Annotated in this window: 22 protein-coding genes; 8 read left to right on the plus strand and 14 right to left on the minus strand. The window is 53.7% G+C overall.

Going from position 1 to position 23,109, the window contains the following annotated elements:
- Window positions 1-95 precede the first annotated feature (95 nt).
- From nifA to N7E73_RS06720, 4 genes are all read right to left on the minus strand, one after another.
- On the minus strand, window positions 96-1,688 hold the full coding sequence (gene nifA / locus N7E73_RS06705; protein ID WP_432738271.1) for a nif-specific transcriptional activator NifA: 1,593 nt from the start codon (window positions 1,686-1,688) through the stop codon (window positions 96-98).
- Between the two features lie 425 nt (window positions 1,689-2,113).
- The gene (locus N7E73_RS06710; RefSeq protein ID WP_432738272.1) at window positions 2,114-3,733 is read right to left on the minus strand and encodes an FmdE family protein; all 1,620 of its coding nucleotides are present in this window, start codon (window positions 3,731-3,733) and stop codon (window positions 2,114-2,116) included.
- A 106-nt stretch (window positions 3,734-3,839) separates the two neighbouring features.
- Complete coding sequence (locus N7E73_RS06715; RefSeq protein WP_432738273.1) at window positions 3,840-4,097, minus strand: hypothetical protein; 258 nt, start codon at window positions 4,095-4,097, stop codon at window positions 3,840-3,842.
- Window positions 4,098-4,280: 183 nt separating this feature from the next.
- Window positions 4,281-4,568, minus strand: coding sequence for a metal-sensitive transcriptional regulator (locus N7E73_RS06720; protein WP_432738275.1), 288 nt, complete (start codon window positions 4,566-4,568; stop codon window positions 4,281-4,283).
- Window positions 4,569-4,621: 53 nt separating this feature from the next.
- On the opposite strand from N7E73_RS06720, the gene N7E73_RS06725 reads away from it, so the two are divergent.
- Complete coding sequence (locus N7E73_RS06725) at window positions 4,622-5,272, plus strand: TorD/DmsD family molecular chaperone (protein WP_432738276.1); 651 nt, start codon at window positions 4,622-4,624, stop codon at window positions 5,270-5,272.
- Here N7E73_RS06725 and N7E73_RS06730 read toward each other — a convergent pair.
- From N7E73_RS06730 to N7E73_RS06760, 7 genes are all read right to left on the minus strand, one after another.
- Window positions 5,259-6,248 (minus strand): rhodanese-like domain-containing protein, encoded by a 990-nt coding sequence (locus N7E73_RS06730; RefSeq protein WP_432738277.1) that lies wholly within the window; start codon window positions 6,246-6,248, stop codon window positions 5,259-5,261. The genes N7E73_RS06725 and N7E73_RS06730 overlap by 14 nt on opposite strands.
- A 59-nt stretch (window positions 6,249-6,307) precedes the next feature.
- Window positions 6,308-7,417 carry a rhodanese-like domain-containing protein gene (locus tag N7E73_RS06735; RefSeq protein ID WP_432738278.1) on the minus strand — a complete coding sequence of 370 codons (1,110 nt, stop codon included), beginning with the start codon at window positions 7,415-7,417 and terminating at the stop codon, window positions 6,308-6,310.
- A gap of 158 nt (window positions 7,418-7,575) precedes the next feature.
- Window positions 7,576-8,298, minus strand: a complete 723-nt coding sequence (locus N7E73_RS06740) for a cytochrome b/b6 domain-containing protein (RefSeq protein WP_432738846.1) — start codon at window positions 8,296-8,298, stop codon at window positions 7,576-7,578.
- Window positions 8,298-9,053, minus strand: coding sequence for a 4Fe-4S dicluster domain-containing protein (locus N7E73_RS06745; protein ID WP_432738279.1), 756 nt, complete (start codon window positions 9,051-9,053; stop codon window positions 8,298-8,300). Before N7E73_RS06745 ends, N7E73_RS06740 begins: the two co-directional genes overlap by 1 nt.
- Complete coding sequence (locus N7E73_RS06750) at window positions 9,050-11,248, minus strand: molybdopterin-dependent oxidoreductase (RefSeq protein WP_432738280.1); 2,199 nt, start codon at window positions 11,246-11,248, stop codon at window positions 9,050-9,052. Before N7E73_RS06750 ends, N7E73_RS06745 begins: the two co-directional genes overlap by 4 nt.
- Window positions 11,249-11,331: 83 nt before the next feature.
- Window positions 11,332-11,655, minus strand: a complete 324-nt coding sequence (locus N7E73_RS06755) for a c-type cytochrome (protein ID WP_432738281.1) — start codon at window positions 11,653-11,655, stop codon at window positions 11,332-11,334.
- 301 nt (window positions 11,656-11,956) lie between these two features.
- Window positions 11,957-13,696 carry an SEL1-like repeat protein gene (locus tag N7E73_RS06760; protein WP_432738282.1) on the minus strand — a complete coding sequence of 580 codons (1,740 nt, stop codon included), beginning with the start codon at window positions 13,694-13,696 and terminating at the stop codon, window positions 11,957-11,959.
- A gap of 378 nt (window positions 13,697-14,074) precedes the next feature.
- On the opposite strand from N7E73_RS06760, the gene N7E73_RS06765 reads away from it, so the two are divergent.
- Both N7E73_RS06765 and panF read left to right on the plus strand, forming a co-directional pair.
- On the plus strand, window positions 14,075-14,389 hold the full coding sequence (locus N7E73_RS06765; RefSeq protein WP_432738283.1) for a YhdT family protein: 315 nt from the start codon (window positions 14,075-14,077) through the stop codon (window positions 14,387-14,389).
- Entirely contained in the window at window positions 14,386-15,837 is a 1,452-nt protein-coding gene (gene panF / locus N7E73_RS06770) for a sodium/pantothenate symporter (protein WP_432738284.1), read from the plus strand. Before N7E73_RS06765 ends, panF begins: the two co-directional genes overlap by 4 nt.
- Window positions 15,838-15,898: 61 nt before the next feature.
- Here panF and N7E73_RS06775 read toward each other — a convergent pair whose 3' ends face one another.
- From N7E73_RS06775 to N7E73_RS06785, 3 genes are all read right to left on the minus strand, one after another.
- Window positions 15,899-17,845 (minus strand): aldehyde ferredoxin oxidoreductase family protein, encoded by a 1,947-nt coding sequence (locus N7E73_RS06775; RefSeq protein WP_432738285.1) that lies wholly within the window; start codon window positions 17,843-17,845, stop codon window positions 15,899-15,901.
- Window positions 17,846-17,934: 89 nt separating this feature from the next.
- Window positions 17,935-19,641: an adenine deaminase gene (gene ade, locus N7E73_RS06780; RefSeq protein ID WP_432738286.1), complete on the minus strand. Its 1,707-nt coding sequence runs from the start codon at window positions 19,639-19,641 to the stop codon at window positions 17,935-17,937.
- Window positions 19,642-19,807: 166 nt separating this feature from the next.
- Window positions 19,808-20,308 (minus strand): DUF5675 family protein, encoded by a 501-nt coding sequence (locus tag N7E73_RS06785; RefSeq protein ID WP_432738287.1) that lies wholly within the window; start codon window positions 20,306-20,308, stop codon window positions 19,808-19,810.
- A 206-nt stretch (window positions 20,309-20,514) separates the two neighbouring features.
- Between N7E73_RS06785 and N7E73_RS06790 the strand changes: the two genes are divergently transcribed.
- The 5 genes from N7E73_RS06790 to N7E73_RS06810 all read left to right on the plus strand — a co-directional run bounded on the left by N7E73_RS06790 (window position 20,515) and on the right by N7E73_RS06810 (window position 23,037).
- A complete protein-coding gene (locus tag N7E73_RS06790; RefSeq protein WP_432738288.1) occupies window positions 20,515-21,135 on the plus strand; it encodes a DUF2589 domain-containing protein in 621 nt (206 codons plus the stop codon).
- An 18-nt stretch (window positions 21,136-21,153) separates the two neighbouring features.
- On the plus strand, window positions 21,154-21,405 hold the full coding sequence (locus N7E73_RS06795; protein WP_432738289.1) for a hypothetical protein: 252 nt from the start codon (window positions 21,154-21,156) through the stop codon (window positions 21,403-21,405).
- Between the two features lie 16 nt (window positions 21,406-21,421).
- Complete coding sequence (locus tag N7E73_RS06800; protein ID WP_432738290.1) at window positions 21,422-21,961, plus strand: hypothetical protein; 540 nt, start codon at window positions 21,422-21,424, stop codon at window positions 21,959-21,961.
- 106 nt (window positions 21,962-22,067) lie between these two features.
- On the plus strand, window positions 22,068-22,553 hold the full coding sequence (locus N7E73_RS06805) for a DUF2589 domain-containing protein (RefSeq protein ID WP_432738291.1): 486 nt from the start codon (window positions 22,068-22,070) through the stop codon (window positions 22,551-22,553).
- Between the two features lie 52 nt (window positions 22,554-22,605).
- Window positions 22,606-23,037 carry a hypothetical protein gene (locus N7E73_RS06810; RefSeq protein WP_432738292.1) on the plus strand — a complete coding sequence of 144 codons (432 nt, stop codon included), beginning with the start codon at window positions 22,606-22,608 and terminating at the stop codon, window positions 23,035-23,037.
- The last annotated feature ends 72 nt before the right edge of the window (window positions 23,038-23,109 follow it).

Here is a 23,109-nt window from a genome sequence, read left to right on the forward strand (position 1 = left end):
TTCATCTTACAAAAAACAAGAATCCCCGCACCACGCGGGGATTCTTTATTCGCTGCAATCCCGATGATCGCAGCTCAAGCCAGTCAGGAAATCTGTTAATCTCTTTTCATGCGCCTCAACCGAGCCCGTCCTTCAGCAATCATGGACTCCAGCCCGTATCTTTTTACACGGTAGCCCATCTGGCGGGCAGACAGACCGAGACTTTCCGCAGCCTTGTACTGGATCCATCCGCTACGCTCCAGAGCCGCGACAACCTCATTTCGTTCAACCTCCTTGAGGGAGGAACAATGCGGAGGAGCATCTCGCGAGGGACTGGAACTATCCGCAGCCACGGCAGCAGACGAACCATTCTGGCTCGGAGCCAGATAGGATTTGAGAAATTCCAGGGTGATATATTCCGAATCGGACATGATCACCAGTCTCTCAATAAGGTTCTGCATCTCGCGGACGTTTCCCGGCCAGTCGTAAAGAAGCAGCGCATCAAGGGCTGCCGGGGTAAAGAACATCTGACGTCCGTAATCCTCGGACATCTTCTGCAGGAAGTGATTCAGGAGTCCGGTTATATCTTCCTTGCGGTCACGCAGCGCCGGAACGGTTATGGGAAATATGTTCAGGCGGTAATAAAGGTCAAGCCGGAACTCGCTCCGCTCAACCAGCTCGCCGAGATCACGGTTGGTTGCTGCAAGGATGCGTACATCTATGTTGCGGGTCCGGTTGGAGCCCAGCCGCTCAAATTCCTTCTCCTGCAGAACCCTGAGCAGCTTGGACTGCAGGTTCATGGGGAATTCGCCGATTTCGTCAAGAAAGATTGTCCCGCCGTCAGCCTCCTCAAAACGGCCCTGCCGGGTTGAATTGGCTCCGGTAAAAGCACCTTTCTCGTAACCGAACAACTCCGATTCAAGCAGGTTCTCCGGAATGGATGCACAGTTGACCTTGATGAAAGGATGCCCTGCGCGAGGAGAAAGTTCATGGATAATGCGGGCTATCAAGGTCTTTCCGACCCCTGATTCGCCCAGCAGAAGAACCGTGGCCTTGGTGGGGGCAACCTTCTCAAGCTGCCTCTGGACCTCAACCATGGCAGAACTCTGCCCGACAATGAACAGCCCCTTGCTCTTTTTGGAAATCTGGTACTTGAGCGAAGTGTTTTCCCGCTTAAGCACCGCCTCGCGCTCCATGATCTTTTCATTAAGACTTATGAACTGGCCGATCAGGGTTGCTACAATCTTCAGGAAGTCAATGTCCTCTTCAGGACCGACGTCATCGCCGAAAATGCGGTCCACATTGAGCACGCCGATAGACTCGCCATGCAGGATGATGGGGACACCGATAAACGAAATTCGGCAGCGCTGGATCTTACGAGATCCTGTTTTGTCCAAAAAGAGCGGTTCCTTGCTAATGTCGGGGACATAATAGGGCCGACCGGTCTGGAAAATACGCCCGGTAACACCCTCATCATGCCTGTAGACGCCTCTCTGCTTTTCTTCAAGCGTGAGACCGTAGGAGGCATTGATTGAGAGCTGTCCTGTCTCCGGATCATAAAGCGTTACCGTAGCCCTCTGCATGCTGAGATTCTCTGAAAGAATACTGAGCACACCATCTAGGGCTGATTCAAGGTCAAGCGCCTGCTCAATGGCCTGACAGATGGCCAGCAGCGCGGAAAGCTTTAATCCGTGCAGTGATGGGTACATACCCTACACAAGCAAAGGCAATGCCACTTTTTAAAAAACAGTATTTACCAATAAAAACAGCATGTTGACTTTTCACTCACAAACACATACTTTACACAAATGTAATCAAACACCCAAGACTATACATATTTGCAAATCATTTTTACTAAAATTTGTAAATTATCCCTCGCCCAAATCGACCACAACGTATCTAAAAACATGTTCGGGGCATGAAAAAAAAGATTTCGATCCGTGCACACCTCCCTTCAAGCGCAAAAGCACTGCTACCGAAACCGCATCAGGATTCGCCTGCCGCAACTTCAGCCTCTTTTTCCTAACATGCCAGTAACAGCCATACAAACATGAAGACAGCGTAGACAAAAAAGCGGAACCACCAGGGTTCCGCTTAAAAAGCTATCCAATGATCATCTGCTGCCTTGCACGGCCTACTTTCCAAACGGACATTTCGGGAAAGTGCATGACCGGCAATTCAGACAGAGCCCGCCCTCGGCCATGCGGGCAAGATCCTTGCGAACAATGCTCTGTCCGGCAAGCACCCTCGGCAGCAGCAGGTCAAAACTGGTGGTCTTGTAGAACAGGGCACAGGCTGGAACCCCCAGAACGTCGGCATTGCCGATCTTCCCGATCAGGAGCATGGTTCCCGGCAGTGCGGGAACTCCGAACAGAGCATCCCGCAATCCGGCATCAAGCAATCCGGCTCGGGTGGCATCATCCGGGTCAACGGAAAGTCCGGCAGTGGTCACAATCAGGTCGGCCCCATTGTCCAGCAACCTGCGCACTCCGTCTGCAATGGCCTCCCGGTCATCCGGGACAATTGTGCTTCCGACGACTTCGCAATCCATCCGTTCCACCTTGCCGCTGATGATGGGTACGAACTTATCCTCGATAAGCCCCTGAAAAACTTCCGTTCCAGTCACAAGAATACCTACGCGGGCCTTACGCAACGGGAGAACATTCAGCAGCGGTCCCTCGTCCAGCACATTAAGCGCATTACGGAACACCTCCCCTGAAAGATGCAGGGGAATGGCCCTTGTGCCGGCCACAGGCTTGCCATCGTCCACAAGAATGTCACCCTGCCTGGTTGCACACATGACGTCAGGCAACAGATTAAAACGCTCAAGAATCACGCGGTTGACGGTAAAGAGTCCCTTGGCTGCAGCGCAAAAACTGACCTTGCCTTCCTCCGGCGGAGTTTTAAAGACTATCCCCTCCCCGGCCATCCGTTCGGCAAAAGCTAGAGCCGCATCGTTCTCATGAACCAGTCCGTCGGAAGAAATATCACTCTGAACAAAAACCCTGTTGCGCCCCATTTGCTGCAGACGGCAGACATCTCCTGCAGTAAGCTCCTGCCCGGCCTTGAATTCCGGTCCCTTGGACACACCCGGCTCAATTCTGGTCATGTCGTGCAGTGCGGTGCGCCCTACGGCATCTTCAACATCCACGGCAACAAGGCAATTTTCACGGTGAACCTCACGCGACCCGCCAACGTAAGGGACTTCCCCCTGACAACCGCGGCAGAGCGCCCCGTCACTGACCGGATAAGCCTCCCTGCAGGAAGGGCAGATTCCGATTGCACGCATGTGCTTATGTCCCAGAAAATCCGATGCAACCTGTACCGGAGCGACGGAACAGAAAGATGGTCCGGCCATGCGTATTTCAGCGAATAGCTTTTCAGTGTTCTGTTCTTTCTTGGGCTTAAGCTTCAGGAACCACGCTTCAATCTCAGGCCATTTCTTCAATTTTTCAGTATCAATATGAATACGGACCCCTTCACCGGTGTACTTGTCATAAAGGGAAAGAGCATACCGCCCGAGCTTCAGGACCTTCATCCAGCCATTGCCGTAGGAACAGAGAGTCAGCAGCTGAACCGCGTCCGGCAGACATTTCCCTGTTTCCACAACGGCATCAAAAAGAGTCTCTGCCGGAAGATGCCTTCTGGCCTCCTCCACCATATAACCGCCGATGAGCAATCCCGGTGCCGGATACCCATGAAACCTGCGGGCAACTTCCTTGAACTCTTCAAATGTATGCGGTCCTATATTCATGAATTACTGCTGTCCTTACATTTTGGTATAAATCGCTGAACTGTGCGGCAATGCCGGTACAACCTTTGATGAGATCATCAATTCAGGTAAACATTACAGACAAAGACTAGCCGTGACTTTCCCTGATGCCTTTGGATTCCTTGAATGCTTCCCACTCATCATGGTCAATCGAACCGCTCTTGTCCGCATCGGCAGCCCCAAAAGCCTGCCCAGACTCGGGAAGTGCAGCAGAAAACTCTTCCTTGCTGACAGCATCGTCGCCGTTACGGTCCATGCTGTAAAAACAACGGTTGTAGTTGTCTTCTGCCAGAGCCGCAGAAGCCAGAACAACGACCATCAACACTGCAAATACTATTTTTTTCATCCTCATTTACCTCCGGTAATTACTTCATTTCCGCTATCAACCCATGTTCCGGACCTGCTCCGCGAGGAGCATCAACCGCCTGACGGATTCTGACCGGACATTGGGCTGTATCGGAACAGAAACGTTATTCCTCATCACCGCTCAATGAACTCTGATCAGTACCCCGGATTGCTGCTGCCCAACTTAATCCATGTAATTGGTCAGCACTTTCACAAACTTATCCATGGCCTCAACCGGATCCTCGCTTTTCTCCACGGATTCGGCGTAGCACTTGAGCAGATACCTTTTCATTATCAGCTTGCTTGACGATTTAAGGGCAGATCTTGCTGCCTTCACCTGAGTCAGAATGTCTCCGCACTCCTTGCCGTCCTCAATCATTCCCTGAATACCCCTGATCTGCCCCTCAATACGCTTCATGCGCTTGAGTACTTCCTCTTTGATTTTTTCCTGCTCCGCACATGCATTGGGCATACAAATCCTCCTTAATCATTGTACCTACATGAAATTTTTAGTATATTTTGCCCATGACAGATAAACATAACAATTCCGCAAAGGGAGCTGAAAACGAATCCGCCAGGATTTGCCTGCTCAACTGTATTGAGCTGTGCACCATCATTTTCCGGGGCATCCGGAACACAGAATGTTCAACAATTCTGGAAGATGCACTGCCCGCACTGGCTACACTTTCAGCGGAGTCACTGCAATCCCTTTCAGTTCCTGTTTCAGCTCTGGCCGGGTCCTGCCCTGCGGAGACGGACAACTTCTGCTCCCAGCTTGAAACGGAATATGTAAGACTGTTCATAAACAGCCGGGAAGGAGTTGTCGCTCCCCTTTACGAATCCTGCTACGGTCCCGGTTTCGCCCGGACCATGGGGGAACCGGCCCTTGCCATGCGCCGTCTCCTTGAGGAAGCCGGGCTCACACCTTCCGGAAACATGGATTCGGAACCGCCGGACCATCTGTGTATAGAGCTTGAATACCTGTACGTGCATCTCGTTCAGGGCTGGGGCAGCTCCGATGAAGAGAGTCTCCGGTCCGCCCGTGCATTTGCAGGAGAAATGCTTGTCTGGACCGGGAAATTCCGGGACAAGCTAGCCTCCGGGGGAGCCATGAAATTTTACGTGCAGGCTGCAGCCCTGCTGGTCGCGGTTCTTGAGGAGGTCACTTCTTCCTGACACATTTTCGCCCCGGCTTTCCGCTGAGGGCATCATTGAATCTTTTAACCAGCGGAGCCGGACCGGAAACAAGGTCTCCGCAGATAAACATTGGTGTAAAACCGTTGTCCTTTCGTGCAAGCATGAAAACTGCCGGCAAATCCGTTTCTTCGGCCAATTCAGATGCCTGCTCAAGCGGATCGGCCAGAACCGGGAACCCCGACCTGTTCCTTTCATGGAAGTGCATGGCCTCCCGGCGGCTCATCCCGTACCCGACAGCAAGATATGCTACATCCGGAGTACAGCACTCAAGCTCCTTGCGGGCAGCATCCATTGCCTCCATAGCCTGAGAATTTTCAGCATGACCTTCCGCGACAAGCAGAATTAGAAAATATTTCGCATCAAGACTTCCCAGCCGGACTTTTGATATTCCTTCACCAAGCCCCAGCGCTGTCCGTTCTTGCGCACTGCCGCTGAAAAAAAACTCCATATCAGGATAAAAAAAATTCTCGCCGGACTGCTTTGGCGGTGGATGTTTTTCCACCCATCCATACCAGCCGTAAGGATACCGATATACGGAACTGTATCCAAGACGCGCTGCCCGGCGCGCCGCAATTGAGCTGCGAAGTCACCTGAAGCTCCGGCAGTAGATGACCACCGGACGGGTAAGATCGGGACCAAGCAAAGCCCTTAAGGCCTGCTCCTTTTCCCTGGTAATGTACTGTTCCTCACTGAGATCGAACTCCAGATTCACTGCTCCGGGAATGTGCCCGCCCTCGTACTCATAATCGGCCCGCACATCCAGAAGCAAAGGAGGCAAAGATGCCTTCAGCATTTCAGCAAGGGAATCATCATCCACAATCATGAAACCATAGCGCCGACCCTCGACCTCGGCGTCCTTCCACCAGCCGGGGCCGTCCATAGCCAGGCCTGCCTGTGCACAAGCAAGAAGCAACAGCATAAACAGTACGACTTGCCATGTAAGTATTCGGCTCATGACTGCTCCCGAAAGAAATGGGTCGGAAGTAAACTTCCGACCCGAATAAAGAGACCAGACTACTTCTTGGGAGGATGGATAATAAAAGATCCGTCCTTGTTGAAATCAACTTCAGCTTCAAGATAATAGACATCCTTGATATCAGGACGCATATCCTTGACCATGTAATAGGATTCGCCGCTGCGTGCTCCGGTAGCACATACAAAGACAACCGGCTTGTCCGCAGGCAGCTTCTTGATGTCCTTTTCAAGCTTATCAACAGGAATGTTAACCGCGCTGGGAATATGACCGGCCTTGTATTCGTCGGCATCACGGACGTCCACCAGCATGATGGAATCGGGCTTTTCAGCAATTATCTGCTTGAACTGATCGATGTCTATGCTGCCTTCCTCACCGCCTGACTTGACCTGCACGCCACCGGAAGCACCGTACATTTCAACCCAGCCGGGGTAACCGGCTTCAGCAACATGTACGTTCCTGTAACCAATGCCCTTGGCCCTTTCAGCAGACTTGTGGCTCAGCTTGCACTTGTAGCCCTGACAGTAATAAATGAGCATGGTCTTCTTGTCTGCGGGAAGAAGGCCGGTACGCTTGGCAAACATGCTGTCCGGAATGGAAATGGCTGAAGGAATGCTTCCTTCCAGAAACTTCTTGGTGGGGCGGGCATCAGCAAGCATGTACGGCTCACCCTTGGCCATCATGTCAGCCACAACCTCAAGGCCTATGGCACCATAACGCCCGGACTTCATCCAGCCGGGATAGCCGTAAGGATACACCTTAACGTTCGTGTATCCGAGTTTAACTGCCTTGGCGGCGGACTTATGGCTGAGTTTGCACTTGAGTCCCTCGCAATAAAAAATGAGCAGGGTATTCTTATCCTTGGGCAGCTTGTCGGTCATCTTGTCGAACTTGGAGTCCGGGATGGAAACCGCAGTCGGGATGTAGCCCAGCATGTACTTGCCCTCGTAAGGACGCGAGTCGATGATCATAACGCCTTCCGGCTTTGGCATCTTGGCGTACTTGGCAATAAAATCCGTATCCACCAGATCCGTGAACATCCAGTCCTGCATCTTGTCCGCGGGGACAACTTCCTTTGCCATGGCCGGTGCGGCAATGAACGCCAGACACAGGACCATCACCAGAGCGGTGAAAAACTGTTTCTTCCTCATGTTACTCTCCCTTTCCTCAATGTTTATGCATGACGCGCAATGCGCTTGTTTCTGTATTATGTCTCCGGCGGCCCTCCGGGGGCTTAAACCCTTTTAGTAGGCTTCGCCGCAGGGGTATATTCAGCTCGGAATTGACATTACTGAATCTCTTCTTGCCTCTATTCTGCCTTTGAAGCGGGCTTATCCTTTACCCGTTCATACCAGAGCCGATGATGGTGCATGGCGTAATCCTCGGGCACATGCCCGGTGAACATGGACCTGAATCCGGGCTTCTCTTCCGGGGAAATTGCCGCCATGTAGATGTGGACCAGCAATCCCGCAAAAACCAGACCCACGGACAGGTAATGCAGGGTTATGGACCAGCTTACCAGCGCAGTGTGTTCCGGACCGAGCGTACGGTCTGACAGGAACAAGATGATGCCGGTCACGACGATCACTATCCCGCCCACGACAGAAGCCTGAGCAAAAGCCTTCTGGCCCATGTTGTAGTACCCTTGGTCGGGCAGGGAGGAATTCTTTCCCAGCAGCTTCGGCCCGGCGGTCATCAGAATCATCTTGCGGATCATCCAGCTTATATCCTGGGCCGGGCTGACCATGAAGACCTCTTTCAGGAAGAACATGGCCCCCCTGAAATTGATCAGCAGATAGAAGAGGAGCCCTGCAACCCAGACGAATCCAAGTGTCACATGGATAGTCAGCAGGTTTGCCCCGCCACCGACCAGTGAGCGCAGAAAAGCCGGATAACCGGAACCAAGCGGGTCTATTTCCGGATTGCCGAAAAGGCCAAGCCCGGTGACCAGCAGGAGCAGCCAGCAGGCCGCATTGAACCAGTGAATGAAAATGTCCGAGCGGTCATGCCGCTTGTACTGTCTCTGACTCATCATGCATCACCTCCCTTGTTCTGGGAGTCGTCGTGCGATTCGGAACCGACCAGAAGCTGACGGGCCAGCATAACAGCCACCCCCAGACCGGACAGTCCCACCACGGTCTTGACCAGCGGATTGACCGCCCCGGTAAGCATGGCCATGGCCGAAGGCATCTTTGCCTCCACAGGCCAGTCAAGGGGAGCGGTTTCACCGAGATAGACCATGTTGGGTTTGGTATCCGACCGGGCATTTATAACCCGGACCAGCCTGCCTTTGTTTTCCCTGAGCAGTATTGCCGCTTCGGAATTCGGATCATTGATGTTGCCGAAAACTCTGGCCTTGGTCGGGCAGGTATCCACACAGGCTGGAAGAAGCCCCTGTTCGCGCCGTTCCGCGCAGAAATTGCACTTATCGGCCTTGCGGGTGATCTCGTTGCGGAACCTTGCCCCGTACGGACAGGCCGGTATGCAGTTGCCGCAACCGATGCACAGACTTGAATCGATTCGCACAGTACCGTCCTTCTTATCCTTGAAGGTTGCGCCTGTGGGGCAGGCCTGCACGCAGGTGGGATTGTCGCAATGCATACAACCGCCGGGCTGGAAATGGGTGCGTGGACGACCGGACGCAAAATCAGGCACGGACGCCTTGATCCAGTTGCGCCACTGACCGTCCGGCACATCGTTGGCAACCTTGCAGGAGGCCATGCAGCCCTTGCAATCTATGCACTTTGACGAATCGATGACCATTGCGAGTTGAACGGGACTGCTCATGAGGCCACCTTCCTTGTTACGGAAACGAAAGTTTCATGCATTGCAGCGTTGCCGCAGATTTCATCGTATTCCCCGGTGAGCACTGCCGCCATGCTGGCCCCTTCACCGAAAATAAGACTGAGCTGCGGGGAAAGTGGGCCGAAACCGGAAAGCATGTACACGGTATCTTCACGGATGCCGTCGGTTATCTCCACCTTGAGCTCTCCCCTTCCGGTAGAGCTGGAGACTTCCACGGTGTCTCCTGAACTTATGCCAAGTTTTGCCGCGGACTTCGTGTTCAGCCAAAGGGTATTTGCACCGGTAAGCTGGTGCAGCACCGCGTTGTTCTGGGAAGAACTCTGGGTGACCAGTGCACTGCGCCCCAGAACCATGCGGAACCTGTTCTCAGGAACCCTCGCCGGAGGAGAATAGACCGGCATGGGATCGACCCCCATCTTCTCATAGCGCTGGTTGTAGAACTCGACCTTCTTGCTGAGGGTCTTGTAAACCCTGTCCTCGTAAATGCCGTAAACCTTGCTGGGATTGTAGTAGACCCCGTCCTTTGCAAGGGCCTCGGCTGCTCCGGGCAGTTCGCGCAACTGCTGCCTGCGGTATTCCTCAATGGTGAAATCAAAGTATTCTCCGAGTTCCAGCTTTCCGGCCACAGCCTTGAGTACGTCGAAAACGGGACGGGATTCATAAAGTGCCGGGACAACCGGATCACGCTGGACAACGCAGGCACAGGCCACCGAGCCCTGCAGACCGGAAGCCGGGTCCTGCCGTTCCAGATAGCTGGGTGCGGGCAGAACGAGATCGGCCATCCAGGCGGTATCGCTCATGGCGATGTCCACCACGGCCATGAATTCCATGGCATTGCACATCTCTATGGTCCTGGCCCGGTCAGGAGCCGTTCCCAGCGGGTTGGTCTTGTAAACAAACCAGCCCTTAACCGGATATGGCTTGCCGGAAAGAACCGCATCGCGGGTGATGAGGAAGGAACCGTCATGCTCAAACATCATCGGAACCTTGTGGGCATCCACGCGGTCGCCGGGATTGTCGTCGTACCACGGGGCATCATAAGGCACGCCCTTGAGGCCTACTTCGCGCGCGGCAAGCAGCCCGCCGGGACGATCCCAGTTACCTAGCAGCCCGTTGACAATGGCGAAACTGCGGCGGATCTGGGTGGAATTCCTGTAATCGGAAGTACGGCGGCCCGGATAAATCATGGATGCAGGTGCGGCCGCTGCCAGCTCACGGGCGATGCGGGCTATATCCTGCGCTGGAATTCCGCACTCCTCGGAGGCAAAACGGGGATCATACTTCTGCACATGCTCGCGAAGCTGCTCGATGCCGTAAGTTTTGTCGGCGATCCACTTTTCGTCATAAAGCTTTTCGTTGATGATCACGTGGGCCAGAGCAAGCATGAAAGCCATGTCCGTCCCAGGTCGGATAGGATACCATTCATCTGCCAGAGCGGCAGTCTTGGTGTAGCGGGGATCAAGGACAACCAGCTTGGAGCCCTTCTGCATGGCGGTCATCAGGTCTATTGAATCCGGGGTGACAAGGGCCTCAAAACGGTTGGCCCCGGCCATTACAATATATTTGCTGTTGAGCACATCGGCAAAGGGAACCTCACCGAAGGTATCCAGAAAGGCCCGGCTGCCGCTCAGCAGGCATAAGGATTCATGGGAAGTGACATTGTACGAACCGTAGACTTCCGCAAAACGGCCCACAAACTGGGACTGCAGGTCGGTACCGGCAGTGAACAGATGCCCGCAGGGGGTATATTTTTCACGGATTGCCTGCATTTTAGTCGCCAGCAGATCAATGGCCTCGTCCCACGGGATACGCTGCCACTTGCCCTCGCCGCGAGCTCCCTTGCGGAGCAGGGGGTGCTTGAGGCGGTCTGGATCATAAAGCTGGGCAACCCCGGCATTACCGCGGGCACAGAGCATGCCTCTGGATTTGAGAAATTTGGGATTCGGATCAAGTTTTTTGACCACACCGTCCTGAACCCGGGCGATGCAGCCGCACTTGTTGAAACACATGTCACAGGCCGAGAAGGCCGATTCCCAGTTGCCGACTGACTTCTTCGACTGCGCCGAAGCAGTTTCCAGCCCGCCAAGAACCGGAACGCTTCCGGCTGCGGCAGCGGCCAGCATCCCGGAGGCCTTGAAAAAGTCGCGGCGGGAAAGCCTGGTCTTATTGTGAGCCACTTCCACCTCCATGTTAAACACAGTGGAAAGGAGTTAAAATTGCTGCGCGGCGGAAGCACAATTCCGCCGCGCAGGAAAAATCCTTAACTGCACTTTGCCGGAGACGGAGAGTCCTTGGCGTAGTCATGCAGATAGGTAAAAATATCATTGAGATCGCCTTCGCTTACTCCGCCCCAATCCGGAGAACACTTGATCTTGGAAGTATCCGAAAAGGTTGCAGTCCATTCGGCCTGAGTCTTGGTGCTCGGACTCAGGTCGGAAGCAGTCTGTCCGTGACAGGAACGGCAGTGCTTCCTGTACAGAAACTTGCCTTTACGTGCATTTCCGCCACCCATTGCGGTAGCCATACTGGCCATAGACAGGATCATAAGGACACAGATCAGGATTCCTATTACCTTGCGATTCATTGCAAACCTCCAAAAATTTTCTTTCACCGTAACATCCCTTTTCCGAAAACAAAACACGCAGAGGTGTTTTTTGCTGTACTCTTACAACTCTATATACCCATACGGGGTATGGGTGTCAACATAAACACGATCCACCTCAACGCCCAGGACAAGCAAAGGAGAGGTTTAAGCTGTGTAACATGCTATATTTAAAAACAAAATAATTTGACATTTTTCGCAAAAAAAAAGACTGAAACCAAACATACACACAGATGTTCGGTTTCAGCCCTATGCAACGCCGGATGAAAATCAGATTTACAAACTACTGCCCTCCTAAGGACTCCATCCGGTCCCTGGCCTTGCGAATGCCCTGCGCAGCTGCTTTCCTGTACCAGCTCAGGGCCTCAAGCTTACTCCTGATCACACCGAGTCCCTTTTCGTACATCTCACCCAGGACAAACTGGGACTCCGCATATCCCTTATTCGCCGCTGCGGTCAAAAGCTCCAAAGCTTTTGCATAATCAACCGGAACCCCTTTGCCGGACAGGTACATTCCCCCAAGATTATTCAAGGCCTCTGCATCACCCTTGTCCGCCGCTTTAGTCCAAAAATCGATCGTCTGAGTGTAACTCTGCTCCACGCCCTGCCCGTAATAATATTTGGACCCAAGCGCACTTAGAGCACGCACATTACCGAGATCGGCCGACCGTGTAAACCACCTGACCGCCTCCTGTGCATCCTCCTTCACCCCAAGTCCGTCCTGATAGATGCAGCCAAGATTGTACATGGATTCAGGGTTACCAAGTGCGGCGGATTCACGGTAATACTCTGCCGCCTTTGCGTAATCTGCTTCCACGCAGCGTCCTTTGAGATGCATGTAGCCGAGCTCGGCCAAAGCATACCCATCACTCTGAGCGGCGGACTGCTCCAGCCACCGCAGGGCCGCAGCACAATCCTTTTCCACCCCGGTCCCGTCTTCGTACATCCGGCCCAGATAGTAAGCGGCCTCGGCCTTGCCCTTCTCTGCCGCCTTTGTAAAGAGCTCTGCAGCCCTTGCAAGGTCCACAGGCACTCCAAGTCCCTTATAATACATGTGTCCCAGATTTAACTCAGCGGACGCATCTCCTTGATCCGCCGCTTTGGCGAAAAGCTTACAGGCCAAGCCATAATCCTTTCCGACTCCCAGTCCATTAAAATACATCAGGCCCAAACCGTTGCTGCCCGCCGGATTTCCCCTTCCATCCGCCTTTCGGAAATACATTTCAGCCGTCCTGAAATCCTTGTCCCCGCCCTGCCCGTAGAGATTCATCCTGCCTAGGTTGGCCATGGCGTGGGTCTCTCCGCGCTCTGCCGCCATCTGCAGCCATTTGCGGGCCTCAGAAAAAACCTGCCCGCCCTGCTGCTCCATGAGCAGATAGCCAAGACGGCTCATGGAATAGACATCACCAGCCGCAGCTCTGGAGCGCAGGTCGCTCAATTCCCAGCCAGCCCCTCCGTCTGCAGGTGAAGTTCCGGCAGATTCAGCCTCCAGAATTTCACGGGCCTGCCGGTTTCCGGCTGCCGCGGCCTTCTCAAACCACGCAACCGCCTGCTGCATGTCCGGCGCAACGCCCTTACCGTCCCGATACATTGTTCCCAGCACATATTGAGCGGTGGAATGTCCCTGTTCAGCCGCCTTGCGGTACCATTTCAGGGCTTCGGCATAATCTTTCTCCACTCCCCGACTGCTCAGGTAGCAGGAAGCGAGATTGCTCTGTGCGCTTGCATAGCCGTGCTCCGCCGAAAGGACATACCATTTCAGGGCCTCCTGCATATCCCGTTCAACCCCGGACCCGCGGTCGTACATCAGGCCGAGCGCATTCTCGGCCCGTGCGTTGCCTTCCTCAGCTTCCTGCCGGAACAAGGCAACAGCGCCGGCGTAGTCTCCCCTTTCATACAGCCCCCAGGCCTTATTGTAGCGGGAGTCATCCGCAAACACACCGACTGGAACAATCGCAGCGGCAATCAGCAACCCCATCAGAAGAACCAATGCGTCCTTACAAAATCCCCCTTGCAAACTCATCTGCAAACCCTTTTCAACATGCCCATATCACCTGTTTGTGTTGAAACCGTGTAAATGCCTTGGTGACATCTGCACCTTTAAGAACCCAACAAAGACAAATCCCAGTTTACCGGGAGTCCACATTCTTTCAAGTAACGGTCACTTATTCAATAATTTTCTGTCCTTCACGGACAGAGAAGCAGACACAAACGGACTCCACAAAGCCTTACGCCCCGACTTTTCGAACCGACAAAATCCGCATATCCTTTTCAAAGACTTGAACCCCGGCGTTTAAGACGGTACACCCCAACCGCGTCGCGTGGCTGAAACACGTGACCGCATCCACGCCAAACAGATTCATCCCTGTCTAAATACGGAACGGATGAAGGGGAATAACCAATGAAAATCATACAAGATCGACGGTTCAGACAGGCCAACAGGGAGGCTTTATACGCCCTGGCGGTCTATGGACTGTATTTCGTCTGGTGGTATGTAACAGGATTCGGTCTGGGCAACCGCAACCCGGACGAATACACATATGTGTTCGGTTTCCCGGCCTGGTTTTTCTACAGCTGCATAGCAGGCTACCCGCTCATCACCATTCTTCTCTGGGCGGTGGTGAGGTTCAAATTCAAGGACATGCCACTGGATGCCGAAGAAACAGACCCTCACGAAGATCTCCGCCGAACTGAAACAGATGGAGTGGAACGATGAACGCGAACATGCTGACCATCATTCCCGTCATCGTTTATCTGGCCTTATCCATCGGCGTCGCCCTCTGGGCCCGTAACAGATCGGTATCAAATTCATCACAGGGATTCATCGAAGACTATTTCATCGGCAGCCGCTCCATGGGCGGATTCGTCCTCGCAATGACCATCATCGCCAGCTACACAAGCGCCAGCAGCTTCGTGGGCGGCCCCGGAGTTGCCTACAGGCTGGGATTAAGCTGGGTGCTGCTCGCCATGATTCAGGTGCCGACCACCTTCTTCACCCTCGGAATACTTGGAAAACGCTTTGCCATAATGGCCCGCAAGACCGGAGCCGTGACCATTACCGACTTCCTGCGTGCCCGCTACAAAAGTGACGTGGTGGTCATCCTGTGTTCTGTGGCCCTGATCGTATTTTTCATGGCAGCCATGCTGGCCCAGTTCATCGGCGGAGCTCGCCTGTTCCAGACCGTGACCGGTTATCCCTACGTTGTCGGGCTGACCCTGTTCGGCATCAGCGTAGTTCTCTATACCGCTGTGGGCGGATTCCGCGCCGTTGTCCTGACCGATGCCATTCAGGGGATCGTCATGGTCGTCGCTGTAGTCGTGGTACTGCTGGCCGTCATCAATGCCGGGGGCGGGGTTGAAAAATGCATCACCACCCTCAAGGGCATTGATCCGGGCCTGATCACTCCGACGGGGCCCAAAAACGCAGTGCCTCAACCTTTCACCCTTTCATTCTGGGTGCTGGTGGGTATCGGCGTGCTCGGCCTGCCGCAGACGACACAACGCTGCATGGGCTACCGCGATTCCCGCGCCATGCACGATGCCATGATCATCGGCACGCTGCTTATCGGGTTCATGATTCTCTGCGCGCACCTTGCCGGGGCCATGGGCCGGGCGGTATTCCCGAATCTTCCATCCGGCGACCTTGCCATGCCGACCCTCATCGTGGAGCTGCTTTCCCCGGTCTGGGCCGGAGTTTTCATTGCCGGACCGCTTGCAGCCATCATGTCTACGGTCGATTCCATGCTCCTGCTGGTTTCCGCCGCCATCATCAAGGACCTGTACATCCACTACCGGCTGAAAGGAGATGCCTCGAAGATGCCCGTCACCAGCCTGAAAAAGATGAGCCTGATCACTACGGTCGTCATCGGGCTGCTGGTGTTCCTTGCCGCCATGGAACCGCCTGACCTGCTGGTCTGGATCAACCTGTTCGCCTTCGGAGGGCTGGAGGCAACCTTCCTTTGCCCCATTGTGCTCGGCCTATACTGGGATAAGGGAAATGCCACCGGAGCCATCATTTCAATCATCTGCGGTGTGGCCGTGTTCATAACTCTGACCATAATCAAGCCGGCTATGGGCGGAGTGCACGCCATCGTGCCCACCACAATCGCCGCAGTCGTAACATTCGTCCTCGGCTCATACGCCGGTCAACGAAAAACAGTCTGATTGTTCCGCTATAAAGGAAGCCCCGGCAACACTGCCGGGGCATAGCCAGACAAAATCTCCACTAACATCGCTTGCCGCCGCTGGGATATTCATCCATATCCCACCGTTCCGGCCCATCCCATTCCGGGATTTCAGGCATGGCGGCAAGGTCTTCGGCGACAAAATCAAGCCCCAGTTCCTTCAGGCGTTCCGGCGTGGGACGCCCGGTATCCGGATCATATCCCCGCAGCTCGTAGTAACGGGTCAGATGCTCCTCATGCCTGCGCAGGTCAGCCTGACCTTCCTCGCTGTCGCGTATTTCAGACTTCTGTGGCAACCGGTCATCACGACGTGCAGTGCCCCGACGTATATTGAATGAGTGCTCCAGAGCGTAGATCCTGTCCGCGGCCTCCTCCAGAGAGGAGGCGGAAAAGGGCACGCCCGTGGCAGCGGTCAGAAGCTCGGCCAATCCGTCAAAAATGGGCTTCTTCCAGACCAGCGGCATGGCACTGATCCAGTTGTTGACCGCCCCCTTGCAGCGTCCGATGCTGTCGGTAAGCGTCGTTATGCGCTCTCCGACGATCACTGCCGGGGCCGGGTCCTGATCCGCATTTTCAAGCAGCATGCCCCGTTCCTTCAGAATGGGGAACATATCCGGGTCAGGCTGGCTGAATGCCCATGAACGCCCACGCAAATGGTCGGCCCCGCGGGTGGATGTGGCATGGGAAAGGGCGAACACCCCGGCAGGATACGGACCGCGCGAAAGTCCTTTGACATGATAACAGAAGTCCATGGCCTCGCCGCCTAACCTCCGCGCTAGGGTGTACATGCCTTCGGCAACAAGGTTTCCGAATCCCTGCCGCATGGCCGTGCGGTGGACAAGTTCCACCTGCGCCTCGGCATTTTCCCAGCTCAGGTCAAGGCCGTCCGTCTGTTCGGGACCGAGCAGACCGCGATTGTAAAGATCCTTGACCATGGCGATGGTATTGCCCAGAGCCAGAACGTCCATCCCGTAGGTATCGCAGAGATTTTCCATCTCCATGATGGCAACCGGGTCGGTTATGCCGCAGTTGCTGCCCATGCAGAAAATACATTCATATTCCATTGCCTTGCCTTCCTCTCCGGCCCGGTTGCCCGAAGGGATACGATAGTGGTCCTTGCAGCGCACAGGACAACCGTGGCAACCATGGCGGCCCACGGAATATTCTTTCCACGCTTCGGGACGAAGCTGGTCCGGCACATCCTTCCCGTCCCAGAATTTCTCATAATTGCGGAACCCCGGCTCCCACATCAGCATGCCGATATGGGTCCCGTACTGCGACACCATATCCTGCTGGAACCCGGAGTTGCGGAAAAACTCCCGATCCTCGGCCGCCATCCTGCGGAACTGTTCCACATCGGCCAGCGAAACATGGCCGCTGCCCCGAACCACGACGGCCTTGAGAAGCTTGGAGCCGAGCACCGCCCCGGAACCGCGCGCAGCGGAGGCGTATTTATCGACCATGGTCGTGGCGACCCGGACCAGATTCTCCCCGGCCTGACCGATGCCGGCAACGCTTGCGGACCGACCGTACTTTTCCTTCAGCCGGTCGGTTGCGTCCCAGACCGAAAGGCCCCAGAGTTCCCCGGCATCCAGAAGCTCCGCCTGTCCGTCATCAATCAGCAGGTAACAGGGCTTTTCAGCCTTTCCGGTCACCACAATCTGGTCCAGCCCGGCCCGTTTCATAGTGAAGGCCAGAGCACCGCCCGCATTGCCGTCACCAAGGATACCTGAATACGGAGAAAGAGTGCTGACTTCCACGCGGCTGGTAAGCCCCAGCCCGGTTCCTGAGAGAGGTCCGGCAGCAATACAGTAGACATTTTCCGCACTGAGCGGATCAATGGACAGCGGGATTTCGTTGAACAAAGTGTAGGAGTTGAGCCCCCGTCCACCAATGAATTTTCGGGCAATTTCAGGATCAAGAGTCTGCCTGACTATTGTTCCGGTCTCCAGATCAACCCTCAGAATCCAACCTGCCCATCCATGCATGACTCCTCCTGCGTAAATGTATCACGCGTGCATTTAAGCAAATGTTGCCAGAGACATCTTTTAAAGCTCTAAATAAAAACCAACTGCCATCAGTCGACCCACAAACTCGTAAAGTTGAATGCTTCCACGTCCACAAGCCCCTTGTCGGTAAGCTTGAGGCTGGGGATTACCGGAAGGCCAAGGAACGATATGAGCATGAACGGATTGAAGGAGCAGCCCAGCTTTTCCGTCGCCGAATTCAGACTTTCAACTTCCGCCGCCACATCATCCATATCCTTGTCGCTCATTAACCCGGCTATCGGCAGCGAGAGCGAGGCAAGCACCTGACCGTCCCGGACGGCCACAAATCCGCCGCCGAGAGCTACGGCCTCACGCGCAGCCAATACCATGTCCGCATCATTTGTGCCTGCAACAATCAGGTTGTGGGAATCATGGGCCACGGTTCCGGCCAATGCCCCGCCGGTCAATCCGAGTCCCTGAACAAAACCGGTGGCATGGCTGCCGCTTCCGTGATGCCGCTCAATAACCGTAAACTTGCAGATGTCCCGGGCCGGATCAGCCGCAGGACGGCCGTCTACCACACAGGGCTCCAGAATACGGTTCTCGGTCAGCAACTGCCCGGGCCGGACCCCGATAACCCTGACTCTGCCGCTGCCGGGTTCGGCGGCAAAAAGGGACTCATCAATATTCGTCCCCACGTTCATGCAATTGGCCGGGACCACGGAATTGGCGGTTTCAAAGCGGTGTTCTTCAAGGGGAATGCCGTTCAGAAATACCTGATGGATGGAGAAGTCCTTCAGGTCATCCACCAAAAAACAATTGGCCCGGTATCCCGGAGCAATGGCCCCGTGCCCGGCAAGGCCGAAATATCTTGCGGTATTGATGGAAACCGTCTGAACCGCACGCACGGGGTCCATCCCCAGCGCCACCGCCCGGCGCAGGGCATAATCCAGATGCCCGTTATCACGCAGGTCGAGCACGTTGCGGTCATCAGTAACCATGGACACGTTCTGGGCATTGAAATCGTTGACCGCACCGAGCAGCTCCTCCATATTCCGCTCAAGAGAGCCTTCACGCATCATCAGATGCATCCCGGCTCGGAGCTTTTCCAGAGCTTCCGAGACTTCGGAACACTCGTGATCACTGCGCGGCCCTGCCAGAACGTAGGCATTCAGGTCCATTCCGCCGAGAAGCGGGGCATGGCCGTCCACAACCCGTCCCGCAGCGGAGACAAGTTTTTCAAGCACTCCAGGGTCCTTGAACAGAACACCGGGAAAATTCATCACTTCGGCCAATCCCCTGACACGGGAAGGATAGTTGTGCAGAAAGTATGCGACATCCTGTGCAGTAAGGGTAGCACCGGATGTTTCAAGCGCAGTGGCCGGAACGCAGGACGGAACCATGAAAAAGATGGAGACAGGAAGGCCGTGCGATGCCCATAGCATGTACTCCACTCCTTCGCGTCCCAGCACATTGGCGATTTCGTGCGGATCACAGACAACTGCAGCCGTACCGTGCCCGGCAACGGCTCTGGCGAAATGGGGAGGGGTAAGCAGGGTGGATTCAATATGGATATGCCCTTCAACCAGCCCGGGAAGCAGATAACGCCCGCCAGCGTCGAATTCACAACCCCCTTCATACCTGCCGAAACCAAGGAATACTCCCCCGGCAACAGCCACATCGGCCTCGTGAATCTCGCCGCTCAGGACATTGACCACCCGGCTGTTCCTGATAACCAGATCAGCCTTCCCTGCCCCGCGGGCCAGATCGATAAGTCGCGTAAGAGTGTACTGCATGCAGCCTCCCGCAATTGTCACAAAATCAATTGCTTCTTGAGACCACTATAGCACGGTTCTGCTGGGCAGGACAGGATTTAGACTTTTATCTGTCGTCTATATGACAGATCCTCCTGCAGGTATAATTCGATGAAAATCCTGATACGCAGGTATCAACAAGTATAGATCATACGAAAATACCAGACAGACCGGTTTCATTTATCACTTCCAGTTCAAACACAGCATCCCCCTCTACACCCGACTCCTGCAGGACGCTCAGCATATTTTTCAATGCCTGCCGGGAGTTGGTCACCATTTTCTGACTCCTTAAGCCTTCTCTGGCCGGAGCACTGGCCAGCCCGGTACCTACCAGAATACAGCCTTCCGAATTGGAATACCATCCGACAGAAGTGTCACCGGCCCAGTTGCCGTAATGAATTAGAATATTGCTTCTTCCCGGCACCTTAAAGATGTGCGGACAAAGTCCATATCTAGGGGATACCGCCAGCCTGCACCTGTATAATCCTAACGGTATGCAGGAGACATTTGCGAGGTTCTCTTTCCATGGGAGTTCGACAGTTTCAAGAGGAGTCATCGTGGCTGTTCCGGAATCGTCTACTTTGACCAGCCTGCCGAAGGTTCCCTGATCGCCGGTCTCTCTGCGGGTGAGATTGAATTTAGTTGCCATACTACCTCCTTCTCTCTTTTTAAGTCCAATATATCATTTTGAAATATATTTCACTTCATTTTTATCTATTTCATGGACAATAATATTATGAGTGCTAATATACACAATATAACAAAATCATGTGAAGCCAAATATTGTTTGTTTTCACATCAATAAAAGAATCGGCTGTCTAAAAAAGACACCAGACATCAACAAGGAGGATTCAAATGCCAGACGCAATCGTTGACCAATTCAGAGGTCTGCCCATGAGCGATCTGATCGGGGCCCCGCTGGACGCGGCCTGTGAAGCTCAGATCAAACTCGCCAACGCAACCGCAAACTTCATTCAGGTTGTCGGATTCATGCCGCCCGAGGGCGACAGCAAAACACCTACACAGACCCGGACGGCTTCCTTCAAGTTCAAACGCCCCCAGCAGCAACAGGACAAGACAACAGGGCCGTTGGCTGAAGAAGAAGTGGAAATAACGGTTCCCCTGCTTTCAATTGTCAACGTCCCCAACCTGTCAATCAAGTCTGTGGACATTACCTTTGACATGGAAGTCAAATCCGCGACTTCATCGGTTGAAAAAACAGACAAGCAGGGCTCCTTTTCCGCCGAGGCATCCATAGGTTGGGGGATATTCTCCGCCAAGGCATCCGTAAGCGGATCCATCTCCTCACATAAGGAGAATACCCGTTCAACCGACACGTCAGCGAAATATCACGTTGAGGTACATGCCTCCGATGCAGGTATGCCTGAAGGACTGGCGCGGGTAATGGACATCCTGCAGACAGCCTGCGCCCCGAAGGCCATCACCCCGGCTGCACCGAAACCGGTTACTGATTAAGGAACTGTGGTCTGAAAAATGGACTTAAGCGAAGTAACCTTCGTAAAACGCATCAGCGTGGGAACAAATGACCCTTCTGCGATGCAGAGCAACGAAGAGATTGAGGCGGCCACAGCACTTTTGAACAGGTGCCTGAGCGAATCCCCAAAAGGGCAGATAATTGGAACAGAAAAAAGTTTCACATTACTGCAAATGGGAGAACACCAGATGGTTCTTCAATGGATCGTTTACCACGTGGGGTTTAAACGCAGGCCGCTATGGCTGGAATAAAGCGCTGGAATACGAGATGAATGAGATGAGCCTGAACGCATTCCTGCAAGCACTTCAAAAAGAATACACCTGTGCAGGAAACCTCGTAGCCCGGCAGAGCAGCCTGTCATCTACAACGCCCTCAAACAAAAACGGTCACAGTTGCCTGACACGAAACATTGACGATCTGTTATCCGCAGCTGCATTTCAGGCTGATACGCAGCTGCGGATTTCTAAATTCGCCTTAACACTAAGGGGATATATTGATGAAACATACTCAGGACCTTTCCTGACCCTTGAGCAGAGCCAGCAATCAGGACTCGGGAAAAGAAAAACCGTTACAATAGAAGTATGCTTTGATCAGCATGAGTCAGGGACCGGTGGCATATGGGTTGAAGGACGCATGGTCCTGCCTATTCCCGACAGAACGATCCTGAATTCCACAGCTGGCATACGTCAGCAGAAAACAGGTATATTAACCAGACTGCTGGACTGGATTACCGGCAGGAAAGGATTACGCCTGGCACTGACCAAGGAACAGGCAAAACAATTCCGACTTTCCACTGATCGGGAATAACGACTGCGCCCCCGGACAGGAGCTACGACCTGCTGTTCATTTTAATCCTGCTTTCCGGAATAAAGCAGAGACTTTTTAACACTGCGGCAATACGAGAGAAATTTCTATGTCAAACACACTTAACTTCAGGGACTTCATCCAGGCGATGGCCTCAGCAGTTATAGAAACCCAGAACCGAATAGAAAAACACCAGTTAATGAACATCCGGTCATACTTTGATGTGGATTCGCGTCCAAGATGCATGGAAATCTATGCCCCTTCCATGCACCCGGACGCAGCCGAAAATGAAGAAGACATATACAGGGTACCACTGCTGCCGTTGGTTGCCCCCAACATGCTGAAAGTCAAAGACGTGGAAATGACCTTCGATGTTGAGCTGGCAGGCCTGCTGACAGATGAGGATAGCGACAAGAAAAAAGCAAGCGAGATGCTGTGCGTCAATCTTGCCGGAGGAGACAAGGAACGAGCCAATACACTGCATGTCACATTAAGGGTGGAGACATCCGAACCGAGTGACGGAGTCATGCGCCTGATGAACCACCTCACTCAGACACAAGGCGTATACAAACGTGTTGACTATAATGAGGAGTAAAACTCACCCGACCAACAATCAAAACATGAATATAAATTCAGGAGGCTTTCCCATGATTCATGCTATGCAAAAGTCAATTTCAGTAATAATCCTGACCGCAATCGTTTTACTATACAATTTTTCGGGCTTTGCCTCTGCTCAGGAAGTCTCATGCTGGGCTGCTAAAGGCTGGGAGATGCAGCTTCAGCAAACCGGCAAAAAAACATCCATAGTGCAGCTGCACAATCTCGGAGAACATCCATGCATAAGCAAGGCCCAGCTTTACGACAACACCGGCAGCCTCCGCGACGGGAAAGGATACTGCAAAAAGTTCAACAACAGGGAAATCACTGCTGACGACCAACACGGCAGGGAAGAAATACTTGTTACAATCAAAGGAAATGGTTCCGAACCAGACGCAAGCATCGCGTTCACATTCGAAAGAAAAGCAGAATTACTTGATCCGTCAGATATAGATTACAATCCGACTCCATGTTTCCACTGATTCACCAGCCTTTATCGGAATATGAAACCAGCACAAAAAAAGCACTTAGCTCCGGTTAAGTGCTTTTCATTA

This window comes from Maridesulfovibrio sp. FT414 (genome assembly GCF_050916235.1).
Classification (GTDB): Bacteria; Desulfobacterota; Desulfovibrionia; order Desulfovibrionales; family Desulfovibrionaceae; genus Maridesulfovibrio.